This is a genomic window from Aeromonas sp. R6-2 (assembly GCF_040908155.1).
GTDB classification, from domain to species: domain Bacteria; phylum Pseudomonadota; class Gammaproteobacteria; order Enterobacterales; family Aeromonadaceae; genus Aeromonas; species Aeromonas schubertii.
Genome location: NZ_JBFODE010000071.1, coordinates 1 through 21,912, shown reverse-complemented (window position 1 = coordinate 21,912; position 21,912 = coordinate 1). Strand labels below are relative to the sequence as shown.

14 protein-coding genes are annotated in these 21,912 nt (G+C 65.6%); 2 read left to right on the top strand and 12 right to left on the bottom strand.

The features are described from left to right. Positions 1-15: 15 nt before the first annotated feature. From AB5Y48_RS18755 to AB5Y48_RS18700, 12 genes are all read right to left on the bottom strand, one after another. Positions 16-1,860: a sigma 54-interacting transcriptional regulator gene (locus tag AB5Y48_RS18755; RefSeq protein ID WP_368165451.1), complete on the bottom strand. Its 1,845-nt coding sequence runs from the start codon at positions 1,858-1,860 to the stop codon at positions 16-18. Positions 1,861-1,987: 127 nt separating this feature from the next. After that, positions 1,988-2,476: a xanthine dehydrogenase iron sulfur-binding subunit XdhC gene (gene xdhC, locus AB5Y48_RS18750; RefSeq protein ID WP_050664711.1), complete on the bottom strand. Its 489-nt coding sequence runs from the start codon at positions 2,474-2,476 to the stop codon at positions 1,988-1,990. Beyond that, a complete protein-coding gene (gene xdhB / locus AB5Y48_RS18745; protein WP_136613926.1) occupies positions 2,473-3,351 on the bottom strand; it encodes a xanthine dehydrogenase FAD-binding subunit XdhB in 879 nt (292 codons plus the stop codon). Before xdhB ends, xdhC begins: the two co-directional genes overlap by 4 nt. After that, the gene (xdhA, locus tag AB5Y48_RS18740; protein WP_368165450.1) at positions 3,344-5,641 is read right to left on the bottom strand and encodes a xanthine dehydrogenase molybdenum-binding subunit XdhA; all 2,298 of its coding nucleotides are present in this window, start codon (positions 5,639-5,641) and stop codon (positions 3,344-3,346) included. Before xdhA ends, xdhB begins: the two co-directional genes overlap by 8 nt. Before the next feature lie 245 nt (positions 5,642-5,886). After that, on the bottom strand, positions 5,887-7,248 hold the full coding sequence (locus AB5Y48_RS18735) for an NCS2 family permease (protein WP_136614664.1): 1,362 nt from the start codon (positions 7,246-7,248) through the stop codon (positions 5,887-5,889). 161 nt (positions 7,249-7,409) lie between these two features. Continuing rightward, complete coding sequence (guaD, locus tag AB5Y48_RS18730) at positions 7,410-8,726, bottom strand: guanine deaminase (protein ID WP_224159777.1); 1,317 nt, start codon at positions 8,724-8,726, stop codon at positions 7,410-7,412. Beyond that, on the bottom strand, positions 8,723-10,165 hold the full coding sequence (locus tag AB5Y48_RS18725) for a nucleobase:cation symporter-2 family protein (RefSeq protein WP_224159776.1): 1,443 nt from the start codon (positions 10,163-10,165) through the stop codon (positions 8,723-8,725). The genes guaD and AB5Y48_RS18725 overlap by 4 nt, the downstream gene beginning before the upstream one ends. Positions 10,166-10,309: 144 nt before the next feature. After that, the gene (locus AB5Y48_RS18720) at positions 10,310-13,189 is read right to left on the bottom strand and encodes a molybdopterin-dependent oxidoreductase Mo/Fe-S-binding subunit (RefSeq protein WP_368165449.1); all 2,880 of its coding nucleotides are present in this window, start codon (positions 13,187-13,189) and stop codon (positions 10,310-10,312) included. Continuing rightward, positions 13,186-13,965: a molybdopterin-dependent oxidoreductase FAD-binding subunit gene (gene ygfM / locus AB5Y48_RS18715; protein ID WP_136613928.1), complete on the bottom strand. Its 780-nt coding sequence runs from the start codon at positions 13,963-13,965 to the stop codon at positions 13,186-13,188. The genes AB5Y48_RS18720 and ygfM overlap by 4 nt, the downstream gene beginning before the upstream one ends. Positions 13,966-14,020: 55 nt before the next feature. Continuing rightward, entirely contained in the window at positions 14,021-15,343 is a 1,323-nt protein-coding gene (gene ssnA / locus AB5Y48_RS18710; protein WP_368165448.1) for a putative aminohydrolase SsnA, read from the bottom strand. A gap of 2 nt (positions 15,344-15,345) precedes the next feature. Beyond that, entirely contained in the window at positions 15,346-18,453 is a 3,108-nt protein-coding gene (ygfK, locus tag AB5Y48_RS18705) for a putative selenate reductase subunit YgfK (protein ID WP_368165447.1), read from the bottom strand. A gap of 276 nt (positions 18,454-18,729) precedes the next feature. Then, a complete protein-coding gene (locus AB5Y48_RS18700; protein WP_368165446.1) occupies positions 18,730-19,365 on the bottom strand; it encodes an NTP transferase domain-containing protein in 636 nt (211 codons plus the stop codon). Between the two features lie 28 nt (positions 19,366-19,393). On the opposite strand from AB5Y48_RS18700, the gene yqeC reads away from it, so the two are divergent. Together yqeC and yqeB are read left to right on the top strand one after the other, a co-directional pair. Beyond that, positions 19,394-20,275, top strand: coding sequence for a selenium cofactor biosynthesis protein YqeC (gene yqeC / locus AB5Y48_RS18695; RefSeq protein WP_368165445.1), 882 nt, complete (start codon positions 19,394-19,396; stop codon positions 20,273-20,275). A gap of 2 nt (positions 20,276-20,277) precedes the next feature. Beyond that, positions 20,278-21,867: a selenium-dependent molybdenum cofactor biosynthesis protein YqeB gene (gene yqeB / locus AB5Y48_RS18690; RefSeq protein ID WP_368165444.1), complete on the top strand. Its 1,590-nt coding sequence runs from the start codon at positions 20,278-20,280 to the stop codon at positions 21,865-21,867. Positions 21,868-21,912: the final 45 nt, after the last annotated feature.

Below are 21,912 nucleotides of genomic sequence, written 5' to 3'. Positions count from 1 at the left end.
GTCACAAGCTGGCCATCACGCAATCTCATACTTCTTTATCTTGCGATAGAGGGTGGCGATGCCGATGCCGAGGGCCTGGGCGGCCAGCTTCTTGTTGCCAAGGCGCGAGAGGGTCTCCTCTATCATCTGCCGCTCCATGCTCTCGAGGCCACTCTCGGCTTGGGGGGCATCGGTCTCGGCCGATGCGGGCCACTGGGGGCGCTCCCCCGGCGCAGGGGATGCCGGATGGGGGGCGTCTTGATGAAGGGGGCTCGGGGTCCGGGAGGGGGCAGCGCCGGAGCGCTCCTGGCCCTGCTGGTTGCGAATGATGTTGGGGGGAAGCAAGGAGCTCTCAATCACCTCGCCGGACTGGATGACGTTGACCAGGTATTCGATGAGGTTGCTAAGCTCCCGCACGTTGCCGGGCCAGCGATACCCCTTGAGCAGGTCCATCACCTCCTCGGTGAGGCCGGGGTAGACGATGCCGATGCGGTTGGTGTGCAGGTTGAGAAAATGGTGGGTGAGCAGCTCCACGTCCCCGTGGCGATCGCGCAATGGGGGCAGGTGCAGGGGCACCACGTTGATGCGATAGAAGAGATCTTCGCGAAATTTCCCCTCGTCGATAAAGGTCTCGAGCTGCTGATGGGTGGCGGCGATGACCCGAATATCCACCGGCACCGGGCGGCTGGCGCCGATGGGGGTCACCTCGCGCAGCTCCAGCACCCGCAACAGCTTGGCCTGCATGGTAAGCGGCATGTCCCCAATCTCGTCGAGAAACAGGGTGCCCTGGTGGGCGGCCTGAATCAGCCCCTGCTTGCCGCCGCTCGAGGCGCCGGTGAAGGAGCCTTTGACATAACCAAACAGCTCGCTTTCGAGCAGTTGCTCGGGAATGGCGGCGCAGTTGATGGCGATAAAGGGTTTGTCGTGGCGCGGGCTCAGGCGGTGCACGGCGCGGGCCACCACCTCCTTGCCGGTGCCGCTCTCCCCGGTGATCAGCACGCTCGAGGGGCTGAGTGCAATGCGCTGAAGCAGGTGCTTGAGATGGCGCATGGACTTGCTCTCGCCGATGAGGGGCTCGAGCCGGGCATCTTGCTCGGGGGGGGCGGTGAGGGCGGCGTGGGACTGGTGAAAGGCCATCAGGAAGATCTGCTGATCCTGCACCGGATGCAGCTGCCCTATGATGAGCTCCTGGCGATCGCTCCAGCTCAGGATGTGTTGCAGATGACCGGTGAGGCCGCTCTGGGCGAAGGTCAAGGGGCGCACCGTCAGGGTGCGGCCGAGCAGCTGCTCCTTGGCCACGTTGAGCTGCTTGAGGGCCGGCGGGTTGGCGTGGATCACCTGGTTGCGATCGTTTAGGAGCAAACAGCCCTGATCCATGCTGCCGGTGAGCGAGAGCAGCAGCTTGTCCACCCCGTCCCCATAGCCGCGACCGCGTACCAGATTGGAGACCAGCATGGTGGAGATGTGGCGCACATAGTCGCTCACCTCCTGCAGGTTGTCCCGCAGGCGCGCCTGCTGCTCGCCGTTGAAGGCCACCAGGCTGATCACCCCGACGCACGCCTCGTCCACCATGATGGGCACCCCCAAAAAGGCGCGCTCACGGCACTCCTCCTTGTGGCTGCAACCACGGCAGACCGGATCGTCGCTGGTCTGGATCACCACCTTCTCGCACTGGTTGTCGATGACGTAGCGCAGCAGCCGCGAATCCCCCGCCAGCTCGCGGCCGAAGCCGCAGCCATAGGGGCCGGTGCCGGCCACCCGCACCAGGCTGGCGTCCACTATCTCCACCTCCAGCTGCAACACGCTGCCGAGCATCTTGGCAAAGCGCAGTATGGTGGGCTGGATCTGCATCAGGGGAAAACGGGGGCCACACGAGGTCATTCGAACATCCTTACTCTGTCGTCGCTGGTGGGTGTCATCGCGGCCCTATCCTATGCCAACCGGGCAAGGATGACTTCGGTCGGGATCACGAAAGCGTCGGCCGGGGGTGCCCGGCCGACCCGAGTGCTCATTTTTTGTGACAGCAGCGCTGCACCGCACGCACCACATTCTGGTAGCCGGTGCAGCGGCAGAGGTTACCGGCGAGACCTCGGCGGATCTCCTCCTCGGTCAGGGGGCGACGGGCGCTCTTGTCGAGCAGGGCGGCCCCGGCCATCACCAGGCCCGGGGTGCAGAAGCCGCACTGCACGGCCCCCTCGTCAATGAGGGCCTGTTGCAGGGGCGAGAGCTCCCCGTCCTTCTCCTCCCCCTCCACGGTGCGAATGGACTTGCCGTTGGCCCACACCGCCAGGTAGATGCAGCTGTCGATGGCGACCCCGTCGACCCGCACCGTGCAGGCGCCGCACTCGCCGACGCTGCACCCCTCCTTGACGCTGATAAGCCCCTGGGAGCGCAGCAGGTGGAGCAAGGAGAGGCTGGGGGGCACCGAGTAGCGGTAGGGTTTGCCGTTGATCTCGCACTCGATATCGAGCTGGGCACAGGTTTGTGGATGCATCAGAGGATCTCCCCCCCGGCCCGGGTGATGGCGCAGCGCACCACCCGCTCGGCCAGGGTCTTGATAAGGTGAAGGCGAAAATCTTTCTCCGCCCGCCAGGAGGAGCGCGGGGCCACGTCGGCCTCCACCGCGCGGGCGATGGCAGCCAGGGTCGCGTCGGTCAGCGGGGCCCCTTCGGCCAGCGCCTCGGCGTGGGGGGTGCGAATGGGGGTCGGCGCCGCCACCCCATAGGCCAGACGCAGCTGCAGGATGCGCCCCTCGCCGATACGGCACCAGGCGGCGCAGCCGATGGTGGCGATATCCATGGCATCGCGCATGGCGTACTTGAAGTAGTGACTGCCCACCCCGGCACCGGGATCGGGGGCGATATGAATGGCCACCAGCACCTCGTCCGGGGCCAGGGCCACCCGGCCGGGGCCGGTGTGAAAGCCCGCCAGGGGAATGAGGCGGGTCCCCTCGGGGCCGGCTATCTCGAGGCGCGCCTCCAGTGCCAGAGAGGGGGCGGCCGAGTCGGCGCTGGTGGCGCCGTTACAGAGGTTGCCCCCGTAGGTGGCGACGTTGCGGATCTGGGGGCCGGCGATGGTGGCGGCCGCCTCGGCCAGCATGGGGATGCGCCGGCGCACCAGTTCGCTTTCGATGATCTCGGTGAAGGTGGTGCCCGAGCCGATGCGCACTGTGCCATCGCTCAGCTCGCGGATGCCGCGCAGCTCGGGCAGTTCGTGAATGTCCACCAGGGCGCCATAGTCGGCGCTCAGGTGGTGCAGGCGGATCATCACGTCGGTGCCCCCGGCCACCAGCCGGGTGCCCGGGTGAGCGCCGAGCAGCGCAACCGCCTCGGCCACGCTGGTCGCCCTGTGATAGGCGCGAATATCAAACATGGGGGGCCTCCTCAATCAGAGCGGCGCGGACAAACGCCCGGTAGAGGCTCTTGGGGGTAATGGGCAAGGTGTTGATGGCCACCCCGGTCGCCATCAGGATGGCGTTACGAATGGCCGGGGCCGGTGAGATGATGGGGGGCTCACCGAGGGACTTGTGGCCATAGACGGACTGGGGCTCATAGGTCTGCACGAAGTCGCACTCGAGCGGCGGCAAGTCCGTGATGGTGGGGAACTTGTAGTCAAGCAGGTTGGGGTTTCGCACCACGCCGCTCTTGGGGTCGATGATCATCTCCTCAAACAGGGCCCAGCCTATGCCCATCCCCATGCCCCCGTGCACCTGCCCCTCGGCCAGCACAGGATTCAGGATTTGACCGGCGTCATGCAGGTTCATGATGCGGTTAATGGTGACCTTGCAAAGGTCCAGATCGACGCTGAGATCGACGAAGGTGCAGCCAAAGCTCGGCGGGTTGGTGGTGGTCTTGTGGGAGACTTCCGAGGTGATCTGGCCACCGATGGAGAGGTGGTAATAGGCGTTTTGCGACACCTCGGCCACGCTCATCAGCACCTTGTCCGGCGCCCCGGCCAGCACCACATAGCCGTCGATGAGGGTCAGCGACCCCACCTCCTGATGGCAGAGCTGGGAAGCGAGCGCCAGGATGCGCGCCTTGAGCTGAAGCGCCGCCTCGTGGATGGCGGGGGCGGCCACATAGCTCTGGCGCGAGGCAAACGAGCCGGGGTCATAGGCGGTGATGTCGGTGTCCTGGGTCGAGATGACCCGGATCTGCTCGAAGGGGACCCCTAAGGTCTGGGCCGCCATCTGGGCGAAGACGGTATCCGAGCCCTGCCCTATCTCGGTGGCGCCGATCTGCAGGTTGACCGAGCCATCCTGGTTGAGCAGCATGCGCGCGCCCGCTATCTCCACCCCCACCGGATAGGTGTTGGATCCATAGCTAAAGCAGGCGACCCCCACCCCGCGGCGCACCCGCCCGGTCTGGCTCTGGCACTCGGCGCGGCGCCTGTCCCACTCGAAGAGATCGCGCCCCCGGCGCAGGCACTCGGGCAGCCCGGCGCTGTAGATGGTCTTCCGGTTGACCGGGTTGACGTCCCCCTCGCGCGCCACGTTGGCCAGGCGCACCGCCAGGGGATCGAGCCCGAGGGCGGTGCAGGCGTCGTCCATCATGCACTCGAGGGCGAACACCACCTGGGGCGCCCCATAGCCACGCATGGCCCCGGCGGTGGGCAGGTTGCTGTAGAAGGTGCGGGCGTCATAGCCAAAGGCGCTGCGCGGATAGAGGTAACTTATCTTGTTGGCCCCGGCGCAGGCGATGGAGTGGCCGTGGGAGGCATAGGCCCCGGTGTTGGAGAGCACATCCAGTCGGTAGCCAAGCAGGCGGCCGTCCTGGTCCATGCCGAGCTCGCCGTCCATATGAAAGCCGTGGCGGGTGCGCGAGGCGAGGAAGCACTCCTCACGGCTCAGGGTGACCTTGACCGGCACGCCCCCGAGCTTGTAGCTCAAAAACGCCGCCATCGGCTCTTCCAGCACGTCCTGCTTGTTGCCAAAGCCGCCCCCCACATAGGGTTTGACCACCCGCACGTTGGCCCAGGGCAGGCCCAGGGACTTGGCAACCCGACTGCGCACTATCTGGGGGATCTGGGTGCTCGAGACCACCACCAGGTGGCCCGGCTGCTCCATGTAGGCATAACAGGTGACCGACTCCAGGTGGCAGTGCTGCACCACCGGGGTCTCGTAGTGGCCCTGGCAGCGAAACGGGGCCCCCTCGATGGCCTGCTCAGGCTCGCCGCCGCGGATCTGACTCTGGCGCAGCAGGTTGCCCCCCGGATGGATGGGCTCGGCCCCCTCGGCCAGGGCGCTCTGGGCATCGGTCATCACCGGCAGCGGCTCATAGGTCACCCTGACCAGGGCCGCCCCCTTCTCGGCGGTGAGGGGATCGCGGGCCACCACGATGGCGACCCCGTCCCCGTAGTGGCGCACATGGTCGGTGAGCAGGCGGCGGTCTTTCACGTCGCGCTTGCTCTCGTCGAGATTCCAGGCGTGGCCGGCGGTGCGATAACAGATGTCGGGCACATCCTGCCAGGTGAAGACCGCCTCCACCCCCTGCAGGGCCAGGGCCTCGCTGCAGTCGATGGCGGTCACCCGGCCGTGGGCCAGGGTGCTTCGCACATACTTGGCGTGGCGCATGCCAAGCATGGTGAAGTCGTCGGTATAGCGCGCCCTCCCCGTCACCTTGGCCTGGGCGTCGACGCGCCGAAAGGGTAATCCTATGGACATGGTTACATCCTCTATTCCCGGGGGAAAAATCCAGAACCAAGAGTGAAAACAGCAAGATGTGCGCCCATCTCTCGGGGTTGGCCGATCCGGCGTCGCAAATGTGAAGGGGATCCCATCTGGCCCGCAGGCAAGGGACACTCCCCTCGCCTGCCGGGGGCGGCGGCCCCTCGCTGGCTATCAAACTGGTAGCCGGAACTATCAAAATGAGAGCCCGGCGGGTGCCGGGCTCGTCTCGGTGACCGGGGCTAGATGGCCCAGCCGCCGGCGTAGAAGGCCACCAGCACGATGGCGATGATGACGGTGCCCGGGTTGAGCAGACGCCACTCCCGGGCGCAGATACGGCCTATCACCAGGGCGCTGAAGCCGAGCATGATGCCGGTCACTATGTTGCAGGTGAGCACGATAAAGACGGCGCACAGCAGCCCCGACATGGCCCCCACCAGATCGCTAAAATCGAGCTTGGTGACGTTGCTCAGCATCAGGAGCCCCACATACATGAGGGCCGGCGCCGTGGCATAGGCCGGCACCAGGTAGGAGAGCGGCGCGAGGAACAGCATCATCAGAAACAGGGCACCGACCACGGTGGCGGTGAGCCCGGTCTTGCCCCCGGCGGCGGTGCCGGCGGCCGATTCGATATAGACGGCAGCCGGGGCGGCCCCCACCAGACCCGAGAAGATGCTGCTCACCGAGTCGGAGGTGAGCGCCTTGTCGTTGTTGATGATGTGGCCATCCTGGTCGAGCAGGTTGGCCTGCCCGGCCACGGCGCGTATGGTGCCGGTGGCGTCAAACACGGCGGTCATCACCAGGGCCAGCACGCTCGGCAGCACCAAAGGCGAGAGGGCCCCCATGATGTCGAGGCTGAAGATGAGGGAGTGCCCCTGCTCGTCGGCCAGGGTCGGCATGGCAAACAGCCCCTGGTATTTGACCGACGGATCGAAGAGAAGGCCGATCACCGAGATGCCGATGATCACCAGCAAGATCCCGCCCGGCACCCGCAGCCGCTCCAGGCCGAAGATCATGGCCAGTCCCAGCAGGGTCATCATGACCGGCATGGTGGTAAAGCCGCCGAGGGCCACCGGCAGCCCCTCGAGGGGGTTCTTGATGACCAGCCCGACCCCGTTGGCGGCAATCAGCAGCAGGAACAGGCCGATGCCGATACCGGTGCCGTGGGCTATCCCCATGGGAAGGTTATTGAGGATCCAGCTGCGCACCCCGGTCACCGAGATGGCGGTGAAGATGACCCCCATCAGGAAGACGGCGCCAAGCGCCACCGGAATGGGGATCTGCTGCCCCAGCACCAGGCTGAAGGCGGTAAAGGCGGTGAGCGAGATGGCGCAGCCGATGGCCATGGGCAGGTTGGCCCACAGCCCCATCAAGAGCGACCCCGCCCCGGCCACCAGGCAGGTGGCCACGAAGACGGCGCCGGGGGGAAAGCCCGCCTTGCCGAGCAGCCCCGGCACCACGATGACCGAGTAGACCATGGCGAGGAAGGTGGTGATCCCCGCCAGCACCTCCTGGCGTACACTGCTCCCGCGCTCGCTGATCTTGAAGAAACGATCGAGCCCCGAGTCGGCCACCGGCACCTGGGCCGGCAGCGCCTCCTTCATCCTGCTACTTGCGTTTGACATAACGGTACTCCTTCACCCTGTGTGGGTTGGTTCCTCAATGGGACGGCCGGTTTTTTGCGCGCAGGGCGCCACCGCCATCACTCGCCTGACGGATACCTGGCCATGGAAAAAGGGCAGGGTCTCCCCTGCCCGAAACGGGTCTAGCCGCGCTCGTGCACCAACTGACCATCCACATAGGTGCGGTAGATGGTGCGATCGTCCCCCAGGGTGAGCAGCACGAAGAGCTTGTCACGCAGGGCGGTCGAGTTGTCGTAGCGCAGCTGCTGCATCGGGGTGGCGACCGGGTCGAGCACCACGAAGTCGGCCTCCTTGCCCACCGCGAAGCTGCCGATGCGATCGTCAAGCCCGAGGGAGCGGGCCCCGCCCAGGGTGGCGAGGTAGAAGGAGTGGAACGCCGAGAGGCAAAGCCCCTGCAACTGGGCCACCTTGTAGGCCTCGTTGAGGGTCTGCAGCATGTTGAAGGTGGTGCCGGCCCCGATGTCGGTGCCCATGCCGACCTGGATCTGGCGATTCCACGCCTTGTCCATCTGGAACAGGCCGCTGCCCAGATAGAGGTTGGAGGTGGGACAGAAGGCGATGGTCGAGCCGGTCTCCTGCAGGCAGGCCCACTCTGGCTCTTCCAGGTGGATGCAGTGGGCAAACACGCAGTTGGGGCCGGTCAGGCCGAAGCTGTCATAGACATCGAGATAGCCCTTGTGGGCGGGATAGAGGGACTTGACCCAGGCGATCTCGTCCCTGTTCTCGGAGAGATGGGTCTGCAGATAGGTGGTGGGGTACTCCTTTCGCAGGGCGCAGGCCACCTCCAGCTGCGCCGGGGTCGAGGTGGGGGCGAAGCGCGGGGTCACCGCATAGAGCAGGCGCCCGTTGCCGTGCCAGCGGTCGATCAGCGCCTTGCTGTGACGGTAGCTGCTCTCGGCGGTGTCGAGCAGATAGTCCGGGGCGTTGCGATCCATCATCACCTTGCCGGCGATGAGGCGCATGTTGATGCGGCTGGCCGCCTCGAACAGGGCATCCACCGACTGGGGATGGACGCTGCCAAACACCAGGGCCGTGGTGGTGCCGTTACGCAGCAGCTGCTTGATAAAGAAGGTGGACATCTCGCGGGCATACTCGAGATCGTTGTAGCGCCGCTCGGTCGGGAAGGTGTGGTGATTGAGCCACTCCAGCAGCTGCTCCCCATAGGCGCCCACCATCTCGCTCTGGGGGTAGTGCAGGTGGGTGTCCACGAAGCCGGGGACGATAAGCTTGCCCCGATAGTCGCGCACCCGCACCGTGGAGGGCACCAGCTCGCGCCCGTCCCGCCACTCGCCAAACCAGTCGATGCAGCCGTTGCGGATGATGAGCAGGCCATCTTCGACAAACTGGGTGCAGGACTCTATCTCGGCCGGATCCGTCACCACCCGGGTGATGTGAAAGAAGCTGCCACGTACCGCTTTGACCGAATTGTCGTATCTCATGGGGTCGTCCTGTCGTTTGAGACTGAAGAGAGGAGTGAGTCGGCGTCATCCAGGGGAGCCTCGCCCTGCTGCTGGCGCGCCCTGGCCCGTCGGCTGGCGGGCAACACCAGGTTCATGATGATGGCGGTGATGCCGCCGACGCAAATGGGGTTCTCCACCAGCATGTAGATGCCGTCCGGCAGCACCCGAAACAGGTTGGGATCGTAGGAGACCCCGAGCCCGAGGCCGAGGGAGGTGGCGACGATCAGGCTCTCGCGCCGGCTGAATCCGTGGCTGATGATGATGCGCCCGCCGGCGATGGCAATCATGGAGAACATGATGGTCATGGCCCCCCCCATGACGGGCGCCGGTATGGTGGTGAAGAAGCGCCCCACCACCGGGAAGAGGCCGAGCAGCACCAGGATGAGGGCGATCACCTTGCCCACGTGGCGCGACGCCACCCCGGTCATCTGGATCACCCCGTTGTTCTGGGCGAAGGTGGTGAGCGGCAGAGATCCCAGCGCCGAGGCGATGACCGAGACCAGGCCGTCGGCCAGCACACCGCCGCACAGGCGCTTCTGGTAGTCGGGCCCCTGGATGGGCTGGTGCGAGACCATGGCGGTGGCCGTGATGTCCCCCACCGCCTCGAGCACGCTCAGCAGATAGATGGTACCGGCCAGCAGGAAGGCGTAGAGATCGAAGGTAAAGCCGTACTTGAACGGCACCGGGACTGTGACCAGGGGCAGGTTTTGCAACGGGCTGAAGTCCACCTTGCCCAGCATCAGGGCCACCGCATAGCCCACCAGCAGGCCGATGGCGATGCCGCTCATGCGCAGCAAGGGGTTGCGGCTGCAGTTGAAGGCGATGATGACGCACAGCACCAAAAGCCCAAGCCCGAGGTTCTCGTAGTGGCCGAAGGTGCCGCTCTCGATGGCGGCAAAGCCGCCGCCAAAATCGACGATCCCCACCTTGATAAGGCTAAGGCCTATCATCAGCACCACCACGCCGCTCACGGTCGGGGTGATGACCCGCCGCAGATAGGGCAGCACAAACGACGAGCCCATCACCAGAAAACCGCCGACGAAGGAGACCCCGAGCAGGGTGGAGAGGATCTGATCCTCCCTCAGTCCCTCTTTGCCCATGGCACTGCCCAGCGCAATCATGACGGTGACAAAGGAGAAGTTCACCGACTGGATGGAGAGCAGCCCCGAGCCGATGGGGCCATAGCGGTGCACCTGCAACCAGGTGCCCACGCCCGAGGCGATCATGGCCATGGAGACCAGATAGGCGGTGGTCTCGGTGGCAAGACCCAGGGCGCCGCCGACGATGAGCGCCGGGGTCACCATGGGAACGAAGATAGCGAGCAGATGGGTCACGGCCCCCATCAGGGTCTGCGAGAAGGGGGGCTTCTCCTCCAGCTCGTAGATAAGATCCGAATGCCTGGGTGTCGATGCAGACATGATATCTGTCCTCTCCCGCCGGGGCCCGTCCGTCCGGCCCCGGATTCGATCTTGGGGGCCTTGGCCCCGTTGTCAGGTACGGCGGACGGCTGCCCGCCGTGGTCAGGGACGGGGAGCGAATGCCCCCCGTGCACCCGCTACCGGCTAGAGCCGGCCCAGCTCACGCAGGATCTGCTCCGGCGTGAAGTGCCACTTGCGCAGCCAGACCCCGCAGGCGTCGTGGATGGCGGTGGCGATGGCGGGGGCGGCGCCGTTGACCCCGATCTCGGAGATGGACTTGGCGCCATAGGGGCCGACCTTGTCATCGCTCGGCACCAGGAAGGCGCGAAAATCGCGCGGTATGTCCCCTATCTTGGGCGCCCCGTAGCGCTTGAGATCCCGGGTCACCGGGATGCCGTGGCGATCGTAACAGAGCTCTTCGGTCAGGGTGTGGCCGATGGCGCGCAAGGTTGCCCCGTAGATCTGGCCGAGGGCCAGCTCCGGGTTGATGGGCGTGCCGCAGTCGAGCAGGGCATAGAACTTGTCGACGCGGATCTCGCCGGTGCGCACGTTGACCGCCACCTCGGCGAAGTTGGCCCCGTAGGGGAAGGCGAGCTGGCTGGTGATATAGCTGGCGGTGCCCACCAGAATGCCAAAGCCGGTGCCGCTCTCCCCCTTGTGGGCGAGATCCCCCAGGGTCACCTCCCCGCTCTGGCCGCGCACCAACCCCGGATAGACCAGCTCCACCTGATCCAGTGGCTCGCCCAGCATGGCGGCCCCGTGGGTGAGGATCTTCTCCTTGAGGTTCTCGGCGGCCATCTTGGCGGCGTTGCCCGAGAAGCAGGTGCCCGAGGAGGCATAGGCCCCCTTGTCGAACAGGGCGTGGTCGGTGTCACCCGAGATGACGTGCACGTCGCTCACCGGGCAGTTGAGCACCTCGGCGGTGAGCTTGGCCACCACGGTATCGAGGCCGGTGCCGATGTCGGCGCCGCCGGAGTGGACGATAAAGGTGCCGTCCGATTCCAGTTTCACCATGCAGTTGGCCTGATCGATATCGGGGATCCCCGATTTTTGCATGATGATGGCGACCCCGCGACCGATGCGCCAGTCACCCTCGGCGACCTTGGGACTGTCCCAGCCGATGAGCTCGCGCCCCTGCTTCAGGATGGGCTCGAGGGCGCAGCTGGCGGCGGTAGGCACCGAGGTGGGGGCCTTGCCCTCGCCGATGGCGCCGAGCACCTTGAGGGTATCCCCCTCGTGGACCCGGTTGTGCTCGATCATGTCGAGCTGATCGATGCCGAGCTCGGCCGCCAGTTCGGCCAGGGCCATGGTGAGGGCGAAGTTCCCCTTGGGCGCCCCGTAGCCCTGATAGGCGCCGGTCGGGCAGATGTTGCTGTAGTAGGTGTGCACCCGAAAGCGCACGTTGTCGCACGGATAGAGGGGCAGCGACAGGGCCGGGCCGTTGCTCGGCACCGTCAGGCAGTGGTTGCCGTAGGGGCCGGTGTTGGCACGAAAATCCATCTCGACCGCGGTCAGGGTGCCATCTTTTTTGGCCCCCAGCTTGACGGTCACCTTGGCCACGTGGCGCGAGGTGTTGCTGATGAACTCCTCTTCACGGGTGTAGCGGAAGGTGACGGGACGACCGGTGACCCGGGTGGCCCAGGCGCACACCTCTTCCAGCAGGATGTCCTGCTTGGAACCAAAGCCGCCGCCGACCCGCTCCTTGATGACGTGCACCTGGTGCTGCTTCATGCCGACAATACGGGCCACCTGGCGACGCACGTGCCAGGGCACCTGGGTGGAGGCGTGGATCACCAGACGATCCCCGTCCATGTAGGTAAAGCAGATATGAGGCTCGGTCGGGCACTGCTGGGCCTGGGTCGACTCATAGGTGCGCTCGAGCACCAGGTCCGCCTCGGCAAAGGCGCGGTCCACATCGCCGAGCTCCCCGTGCACGCTGGCGGCCAGGTTCTCGTGGGGACGGGCGCCGATGGGGAAGTTGATGATCATGTGCTCGTCGCCGCGACGCACGGCGTTGGCATTTTGTGCCTCCAGATCCGCCGGGGCGCCGGCCATGTAGACGATGGGCTCGTCGTGCACCACGGGGGCGCCGGGGGCCATCGCCTCATCGATGTTCATCACCGCGGGGAGCTGCTGATACTCCACCTCGACAAGTGCCAGGGCGGCCAGGGCGATGGCCTCGCTCTCGGCCACCACGGCGGCGACCCTGTCCCCCACGTGACGCACCTTGCGGCTGAACATGCGGCGATCCAGCGGCGAGGGCTCGGGGGCGGTCTGGCCACCCGGGGTGTAGTAGACCTCGGGACAGTTCAGGTGGGTGATGACGTGCACCACCCCGGGCAGGGCTTCGGCGCGGCTCACATCGAGCCGGGTGATGAGGGCGTGGGGATGGGGGCTGCGCAGCATCTTGATGACCAGCGCATCCTCGGTGACCCTGTCCTCCACGTAGCAGGGCTTGGCCTGCACCATCTTGGCCGAGTCGAGCTTGGGACACTGCTTGCCGATGTGGCGCAGATCATCGCGAAACTCGGGGGCGATGGGGCTGAAGTAGTCCGGATCGTCCATGCGGGCGGCGGCGAGCTCCACCGCCTGATAGAACTGCTGGTAACCGCTGTCGCGGTGGAACAGGCCGGAGAGGGCGTCGTCGACTTGCTCGCGGCAGGGCTTGGGGTGGCGTGCCAGCAGATCGGTCAGGATCAGGGCCGCGGCCGGGTCGTTATAGCCCGACTGCACCACGCCCACGTCCACCATGGCCTGCTGCACCAGGCTGAGCTGGTTCCAGCTGCCGAGGGACTCGGCGGTGCGGATCTCGGCGCCGTCGAGCTGGCCGCCGATGAGCAGGGAGGCGTTGACGATGCGGCCGTTAAAGAGGATGGCGTCGGAGCCGGCGAAGCCGAAGCCGTCGTCGCTGTTGCGCACCGAGTGCATGCGGCACTGCTCGAAGAGGATCTGCTGGGCGTTCTTGCCCACCGGTGCCATCACGGTGCGCAGGGCGCCGTTGAGGGTGAAGTTAAGTTCCATCATGCCTGACCTCCCATGCTCTGCTGGCAGTCGATCAGCAGATCGGCCACCACCACCCCTGTGATGTATCGCTTGTAGTCGCGGCTGCCGGCCAGATCGCACTCGGGCTGGATAAGCTCGGCCACTATCTTCTCGAGCACCTCGGGCGCCAGGGCCCCGCGCTCGGCGTCGTGCAGGCGGCGCGGCGCGCGCTCTACCTCGGCCAGGGCGATGCGTGCCCTGCCCTCCTGGTCCAGGGCCACGGCGGCGGTCACCACCCCGAGGCCATCGGCGTTACGGCGGATGCGACGGGTGGCGCAGGTGAGGGTCGGCTCGGGCAAGAGCACCGCCAGCACCAGCTGATCGCGCCGGCCGGCCAGATAGGCCTCGATCCCCAGGGTGTCACCCCCCTCCAGCAGCAGGCGCGCCTCGAGCACCAGCAGCACCGGATAGAGCACAGAGTCGTGGGTGAGGCTGGCCAGCTCGCCGCCCAAGGTGGACTGGTTTCGCAGGTGGCGGGAGTAGACAAAGCCCAGCGCCTCGGTCAGCGCGGGCGGGGTGTCCGGGTGATCCTGGATAGCCTGCAGGGTGCAGGTGGCGCCCAGACGCAGGGCCCCCTGCTGCCACTCGATGCCATCGAGCCCCAGCCTGTCGAGCAGGATGGCGATGGTGCGACGGGTGTGGGTCGGGGTGGCGTTGAGCTTGCTGCCGCCCCCCATATAGACCGCCTCGCTGCCGAAACGGGCCTTGAGCTCGATGGCCTGCCCGATCTGCTCGGGCCGAAAGAGTTGTTCGATCATGGTCTGTCCTTTTCGTGAGTCCTGTTGGCGTGGGCCCCGCGCCGGGGCCCGACGGTCACAATTGGTCCATCCGGGCCCAGAGACGGCGGGCGGCCTTGCGCGCCTGCTCGTAAATCGGTGCCGTATCGAAGGGGAAGGCCCGGTCCTGATAGACCATGCGCCCCTCCACCATGACGTCGGTGACGCTGCCAGCGCCCAGGCCAAAGGCCAGATGGCCGGGCAGGTTGCCCCCCTCGAGCGGGGTCGGCGCCCCATAGTCACAGACGGTGAGATCGGCCTTGTAGCCGGCCTCGAGACGACCGAAGCGGGCCCCGAAGTTGCGCTCGAGCAAGGTGTTGCCGTTGGCGAGGAAGCGGGCGAAGCTGTCGGGCCACAAGGCGCCGCCGGCATCCCTGTGTTTGAAGAAGGCGAACTTGAGCTCCTCGAACATGTCGGCGCCGATGCCGTCGGTCCCCAGTGCCAGGTTGCGGTAGTCGGCCAGGCGCCGGTTGTAGCCCACATGGTTGTTCATGTTGGAGCGGGGGTTGTGCACCAGGAAGGCGTCGCGCTCGTTGAGCAGGGCGATATCCTCGGGCGAGAGGTAGATGCCGTGGGCCACCAGCGTCTTGCTGTCGATGAGAGAGAAGCCGTCGAGGCGGGCGATCAGCTCCTTGCCATAGTGGTGGTGGCCATGGGAGAGGTCATAGCTGTCTTCGGCCACATGGATATGCAGGCCGCGCCCGGTGGCCTGTTTGGCCTCGCGCAGCATGGCGAGCCCTTCGTCGGGCACGGTGAAGGGGGCGTGGGCACCGATGTGGGCCTCCATCAGGTGGGGCTCACCCTTCTGGCGGTCCGCATCGAGCTGGCGGGCGAAGGCGATGTTCTCCTCCACCCCGGCGCGCAGCTCGGCCAGCCCCCCGTTGCGATCCGTGGTCTCGTAGCAGGTCATGCCGCGCAGCCCCGCCTCCATGAAGCCGCGACGCAGCACGTTCAGGGAGCCGCCGATCAAGGCGGGCGAGGCGTGGTGGTCGATCACCGAGCTACAGCCGCTCTTGATCGCCTCGAGCGAGCAGATGAGGCCGCTGTAGTAGAGGGACTCCTCATCGAGCGCCCGGTCGAGACGCCACCAGAGGTTCTTCAGGGTGGAGATAAAGTCCGGGCAGGGGGGGATAGAGGCCATGATCCCCCGCGCCAGCCCCGAGTAGAAGTGGTTGTGGGCGCAGACGATGCCCGGCATCACCAGCTTGCCGCCCATCTCACGGTAGGGGGCATCCGGGTAGCGGGCGCAGAGGTGGTTGCCCACCTCCTTGATGAGATCCCCCTCGATGGCGATATCGACCCCCTCCCGGATGCGGGAGGGGTACAGCTCGGCGGCGGTGACGTTCTTCAGGATCAGCATGATTACTCCTCCACCTTGCCCAGCAGATAGGAATGATGCTGGTGCACCCGGGTGATGATGCGGCACATCTCCTCAAGGCCCGCGGGGATGCGGTCGATGGCCCCGGTCTCGTCGATGGCGAGGCGATAGGTCTCGCCCTGTTGACGCACCGAGAGGGCCGCCCCGTCGATGTAGAAGCCGGGGTTATGGCTCTGCTCGAAGTCCTGGGGCAGGCTGAAGATGGTGACCTTGTCCTGATAGGGCTTGCCCTGCCAGGGGCAGAACTGGGCACAGTTGCCGCACTCGTTGCAGTAGGCGTCCAGGTGCAGGGTCTGGAACTTGTCCTTGAAGCCCGGCACCGGGATGGCCACGTTGGCGCGGTTGGGGCAGACGTCCACACACTTGCTGCACAGGGTGTTGCACTCGAGGCAGCGGTGGGCCTCCTGGGCCACGAAGGCGCTGCGCTCATCCTTGTCCACCAGGGTGACGGCGATGCTCCCCTTGCGGCGGTAGATATCACCGGTATCGGCCACGGCCAGATCCGGGGTATGGACCTGACGGGCCAGGTGCTCGCGCTCCAGCACCAGATCGGTGGCGCGGCGGGCGGTGCCGATGGCGGCGACGATGGAGGAGGGTCCCTGCTGCACGTCACCGATGAGGAAGAGGTTGCGACGACGGGTCTCGCCGGTGCGTCCATCCACCTCGGGCCAGCCATCTTCCCCAAGGGGCACCCCGATGCGGCGCAGCACCTCGTGGTCGGGCTGCTCGCCGATGGCGGTGATCAGGGCATCGATGTGCAGCACCTCGGTCTGCTCGGTCGGCACCGGGCGGCGGCGTCCCCTGGCATCGGGCTCGCCGAGGGCCATGGTGCGCACGGTCAGGCTGCCATCCTTGTCGAAACGCTCCGGGTTGGTGAGGAAGCGAAACGCGACCCCCTCCTCCAGCGCCTCGAGGTACTCCTCGCGGTAGGCGGGCATCTCCTTCTCGCTGCGGCGATAGATGACAGTCACCTGGCTCACCCCGGGCACCTTGAGCGCGGCGCGGGCGCAATCCATGGCGGTGTTGCCGGCCCCGATCACCCCGACGTGGCGGCCGAGCGGCAGGGGCTTGCCCTGGTTGAAGCTGCGCAGGAAGTTGAACGACTTGTGGATGCGATCCCCGTCGCCCTCCAGGCGCAGGCCACCGTTCTTGTCGGCACCGATGCCGACGAAGACGTAGGTAAAGCCCATCTGGTGCAGCTTGTCGGCGGTGAGCTCGGGGTCGCAGCCAAACTCGAACTTGACCCCGTGGGCGGCGACGAACTCGATGTCGTGCTCGATGAGTTCGGCCGGAATACGAAACGCGGGGATGATGTGTTTGACCACGCCACCGGCGTCGGCCTCGCGCTCGAACAGGGTGACCGGGTGGCCGGCGCGGGCCAGGAAGTAGCCGGCAGAGAGGCCGGCGGGACCGGCGCCAATCACGGCGACCGGGTGCTTGTCACCGCTGCCGGCCGGCTTGTGCCAGCGCGCCTTGTACCCCTCCCAACCGAGCTCCAGGGCCACCTTTTTCAGCTCGCGGATGTTGAGGGCGCTGTCGTAGTCGAGACGGGTGCAGTTGTACTGGCACTGGTGATCGCAGATATGGCCGGTGATGGCGGGCAGGGCGTTGCGCTCGTAGATGAGCTCGAGCGCCTCCACATGACGCCCCTCTCCCATCAGGCGGATGTACTCGGGGATGTCCTGATGGATGGCGCAGGCGCTGACGCAGGGGGCCACATAGCAGTCGGTCATGGGCAGGCTGGCGCCCACCTCGATGCGATCCTCGGACTTCCACCCCTTCTGGGTGTACTCCATGGTGAGGGCGCGCGCCGCCAGGGTCTCGAGTTTCTCCACGTCCACCCGGGTCATGCCCCAGCAGTCGGAGGCGTCGAGCTCGGCCAGGCACTCGCGCTGGCGCAGGTAGCCACCGGGTTTGAGCAGATCGGTCGCCATGGTGATGGGACGGATGCCGGTCTCGAAGATATCGCGGATGTTGAACTTGCTGGCACCGCCCGAGTAGGAGATGGGCAGGCGACCGTCGAAGGCACGCGACAGCACGGCGGCCACGTTGATGGAGAGGGGGAACAGGGCCCGACCGGACATGTACATCTCGTTGCCGGGCAGGCGCCCCTTGCCATTGATAGTCCCGAGCGTGTTGGTGAGCTTGACCCCGAAGGTGAGCCCCTTCTCTTCGCCCAGCGCCAGCAGGCGGGCGAGCATGGCCTTGGCCTGATCCAGCTTGAGATCGTGTTCGAAAGACGCCTCACTGAGCCCCACATAGGAGAAGCCGCAGCCGTCGAGGATGGCGCGCACCCGCTCGAAGCCCAGCAGGGTGGGGTTGAGTTTGACGAAGGTGTTGAGCCCCTTCTCTTCCAGCATGTAGCGGCAGATGGCCTCGATCTCGTTCGGCGGGCAGCCGTGCATGGTGGAGAGGGTCACCCCGTGCACCAGGCGCGAGGGGATGGCATCGACCATCTGCGCCAGCGCGGCGCGGCGCACCCCGAGCCCCATGCTGTCGAGGAAGGCCTGATCGGCGAGCAGCTCATGAAGCGCCTGACGGTACTCGGCAAACTTGGGATGCTGGCCCGCCTCCATCAGGTTGTGGATGAACTGCTGCATGGGGGGCTGTTTGATGCCGTCGAGGTTGTAGCCGACGCTCATGTTGAAGATGAAGGACTTGGCCTCACCCCCGAGACGGGGATCGAAGATGGCCTCCATCAGGTGGAGGGCAAACCAGGCCTTGAGGTACTCGTCGAAGGCCTTTTGCAGGGTAAACTCGGTGGACCACTCGGTGTTGAAGCACTCGTCCTCGGCGTCGATGCAGGGCTTCTCCAGCTCGAGGCGATCGAGGATCTGCACCGTCTTGAGCTCCATGAAGCGACCACCGGTGAGCCAGGCGGTCACTATGTTCTGGGCCAGCTGGGTGTGGGGGCCGGCCGCCGGGCCGATGGGCGTCTCGCAACTCTCCCCGAAGACCTGGATCTTGCGCTCATCCTGCTTGCGATAGAACTCGCTGGCGGGAATGCCGAAAATGGACTGGCTCTTTTTATACTCCTCGAAGATCCGGGTAAGCAGGCTCTTGAAGGGAACGGGTCGCATAATATCGCCCATGGTGATCTCCTTGCTGCAGACATCGTAATTAAGAGAGACCCCCCTCACTGGAGGTCTATTAGCAGCAGGAGAGCAACATTCAGGCCAGCGGCCTGCCATCAAATAGAGACGGTGGCAATTTCGTGAGCCAAATCAGATTAATGGCCATCAATATCAAGCCCCGCCAGCCAATGAAAATGAGAGCAAATATCAATTACCGCCTGATTGATTTATCAGAGGACGTCGAGTATCAAAAGCGGGGCCTTTTATATCACTTTGATACGTTTTTCACCCCGTTCAAAAATGAATATCCATGCAAGTTACACCTTCCCTCTCCTCCTCTTCGTCGGGCGCGCGGGCCAGCAGTTCCCGGTAGGCTTGCGGGGTGTCCACGTCCAGCAGGATGGCCTGCCACTCCAGCGCTACATGGCGATGGGGATGAGAGAGCAGCCAGCGGCGCACCGGGCCTGTGAGCTCGGCGCGGGCCAGCGCGCGCGCCAAGAAACGCGGCATCAACACGGGGTGACCCGCTTTTTTATTGTGACAAGGAAGAAGTGTTTGCTCACCCCTCTGGTGCCACAGGGCCTCGAACACGGGGCGGGAGAGACAGGGGAGATCCCCGTGGGTGATAAAGAGATACTCGCTTTGGCAGGCAGCCACCCCCAGTTGTACCGAGCCGGCCAACCCGGCCCGGTAGTCGGGGTTTTCGATCACCTCGATATTCGGATGATGCGCATAACGGCTCATCAGCTCGCCCCCCCGATGGCCCACCACCAATATCACCCGCTGGCAGGCAGAGAGGGCATTTTTGAGACTCGCATCAAGCAAGGTTCCCCCGCGATACGGTAGCATCATTTTCCACTCCCCCATGCGGGAGGATAATCCCGCCGCCGTCATGACACAGTCGCAGGGTAGCGGGAGTGGTTTATCCATCTCGTAACTCTCTTTTGGGGTGAGCATAATGGGAAATTCCTGTTTATCGGTCAGCCATTTTCCCGATATTGAACGCCTGCTCGGCCAATTGGTAAATAAAAAATCGGGATCATCCACCCTTATTGCCCTGTGCGGTGCCGGTGGCAAGACCAGCACCCTTTATTGGCTGGCCCGCCACTTTGCAAGATGGGGCATGCGGGTGCTTGTCACCACCACCACCCGCATGTACCTGCCCAGCCGGGATCAATACGACACCCTGGTGATCGGCCATCACCTTGGTGATGTGCACGCAGGTCACCAGGGCGAGACCACCGGGGAGCTGGCTGATAACACACCGGCCGCCCGCCCCGGCATCACCGCCTATTTCACCGCCCGCGAGGGAGAGAAGGTGTGCGGCCCCGCCCCCGCCGCCCTCGACCGGCTCAAGGGGCTGGGGCGCTTCGATCTCATCCTGGTCGAGGCCGACGGGGCGCGCGGTCGCCTCTTCAAGCTGCCAGCGTTGCACGAACCTTGCATTCCCCTTGCCAGCGACTGGGTCATCGCCCTCACGGGCGCGGCCTGTATCGACGCCCCGGCGGGGCCAGATCACATCCACCGCAGGGAGAGAGTGCAGGCCCTGTGTGGCCTGGCAGAGGGGCAACCGCTCACTCTCTCCCTGCTAGATGGCCTGCTCGACCATCCGGAGGGGATCTTCAAGGGAGCCCCGCCCGATGCCGGACGAATCTGGTTTATCAATGGACATTATCAAAATGAGAGGGGGTGGGAGAGCGAGCTGACGCACCTGCTGGAGCGTCATCCCGAACTCCACGCCATCTGGCTGGGAGCGGTGCGCGAGCCTGTCGCCATCCGCTACTCGGCCTCCCATGTGGCCGACTCGCTGCGCGAGGGGTGGCCGCCGTCAGAGAGGTAACTATGAATCTGTTTGCACACGCCGCCCGCCTGGAGCAGGAGAACGTCCCCTTCGCCCTGGCTCAGATCATCGAGAGCCGCGGCTCGACCCCCCGTCACCGGGCCCAGATGCTGATCCAGGCCGATGGCCAGATCCTCGGCACCATAGGGGGCGGCATGGTGGAGCGCAAGGTGATCGAGGAGGCCATCGAGGCCATTGCCGAGCGCAAGTCTCGCATCTATCACGGCCGCATGGCCCGCAACGGGGAGCATGCGGTGGGCTCGGACTGCGGCGGCGCCATGTCGGTCTATATCGATGTCTATGGTCTGCGCCCGCGCCTGGTGCTGATCGGTGCCGGCCACGTCAACCGGGCCCTGGCCCATGCGGCGGCGCCTTTGGGCTTTGATATCCATGTGGGCGACTGCTTCACCGGCAGCCTGAATCCCGACATCTTCCCCGCCGGCACCCATCTGCACCACGGTGAGACCATGAGCGCCGCCATCGAGGCCCTGGCCATCGAGCCAACCGACTTTGTCATCATCGCCACCAACCATCAGGACAAGGAGGCCCTCGAGCGACTCATCACCCGTCCCCTCGCCTATCTGGGACTGCTCGCCAGCAAGCGCAAGGTACAGACCTTCACCCAGGCCCTGCGCCAGCAAGGGGTGAGCCAGGAGCAGCTGCAGCGTCTGCACTCCCCCATCGGCTACAACATAGGGGCCGAGACCCCGGAGGAGATCGCCATCAGCATCCTGGCCGAGCTGCTGCAGGTGAAAAACCGCAAGCCCGGTGGCCTGCTGCAAGAAGATGTGCGCCTGACCCGGGAGAAGTTGGTGGTGATCCGCGGCTCGGGAGACATGGCGACCGGGGTGGCCCTGCGCCTGCACCACGCAGGCTTTAAGGTGGCCATGCTGGATCTGCCCTGCCCGACCGTGATCCGCCGCAGCGTCGCCTTCGCCCAGGCCATGTTCGATGGTCACGCCGAGGTGGAAGGGGTGCGCGCCGAGCGGGTCGACAGCCCGGAGCAGGCGCTGGAGACCCTGGCGCGCGGCATCATCCCCGTGCTGGCCGACCCCGAGTGCCAGGCCTTAACCGAGCTCAAGCCGCGCTTTGTCATCGATGCCATCCTCGCCAAGCAAAATCTCGGCACCCACAGGGAGATGGCTCCCGTCACGGTGGCCCTCGGCCCGGGCTTCGAGGCGGGCCGCGATTGCGACGCGGTGATCGAGACCAACCGGGGTCATCATCTGGGACGGGTCATCTACCAGGGCTATGCCCAACCCAACACCGGCATTCCCGGCGTCATCGACGGTCACTCGGAACGCCGGGTGCTCCGGGCCCCGGTCGAGGGGGTGATGGAGGGGCTCTGCCGGCTCGGGGATCTGGTCAAGGAGGGTGACCCGGTCGCCCGGGTAGGCGAGACCCCCGTCATCGCGCCGCTCTCCGGCATGGTGCGCGGGCTGCTCTCTGACGGCATAAGCGTCACCCCCGGCTTCAAGATTGGCGACATAGACCCGCGCGGCGAGCGCGCCGATTTTACCACCGTCTCGGACAAGGCCCGCGCCATCGCCGGCGCCGTGCTCGAGGCCATGCTCCACCTCTCCCAACGATAATCGTTCGGCAATCCCCATAAACAGTCAGGCCCGCCAAAAGGCGGG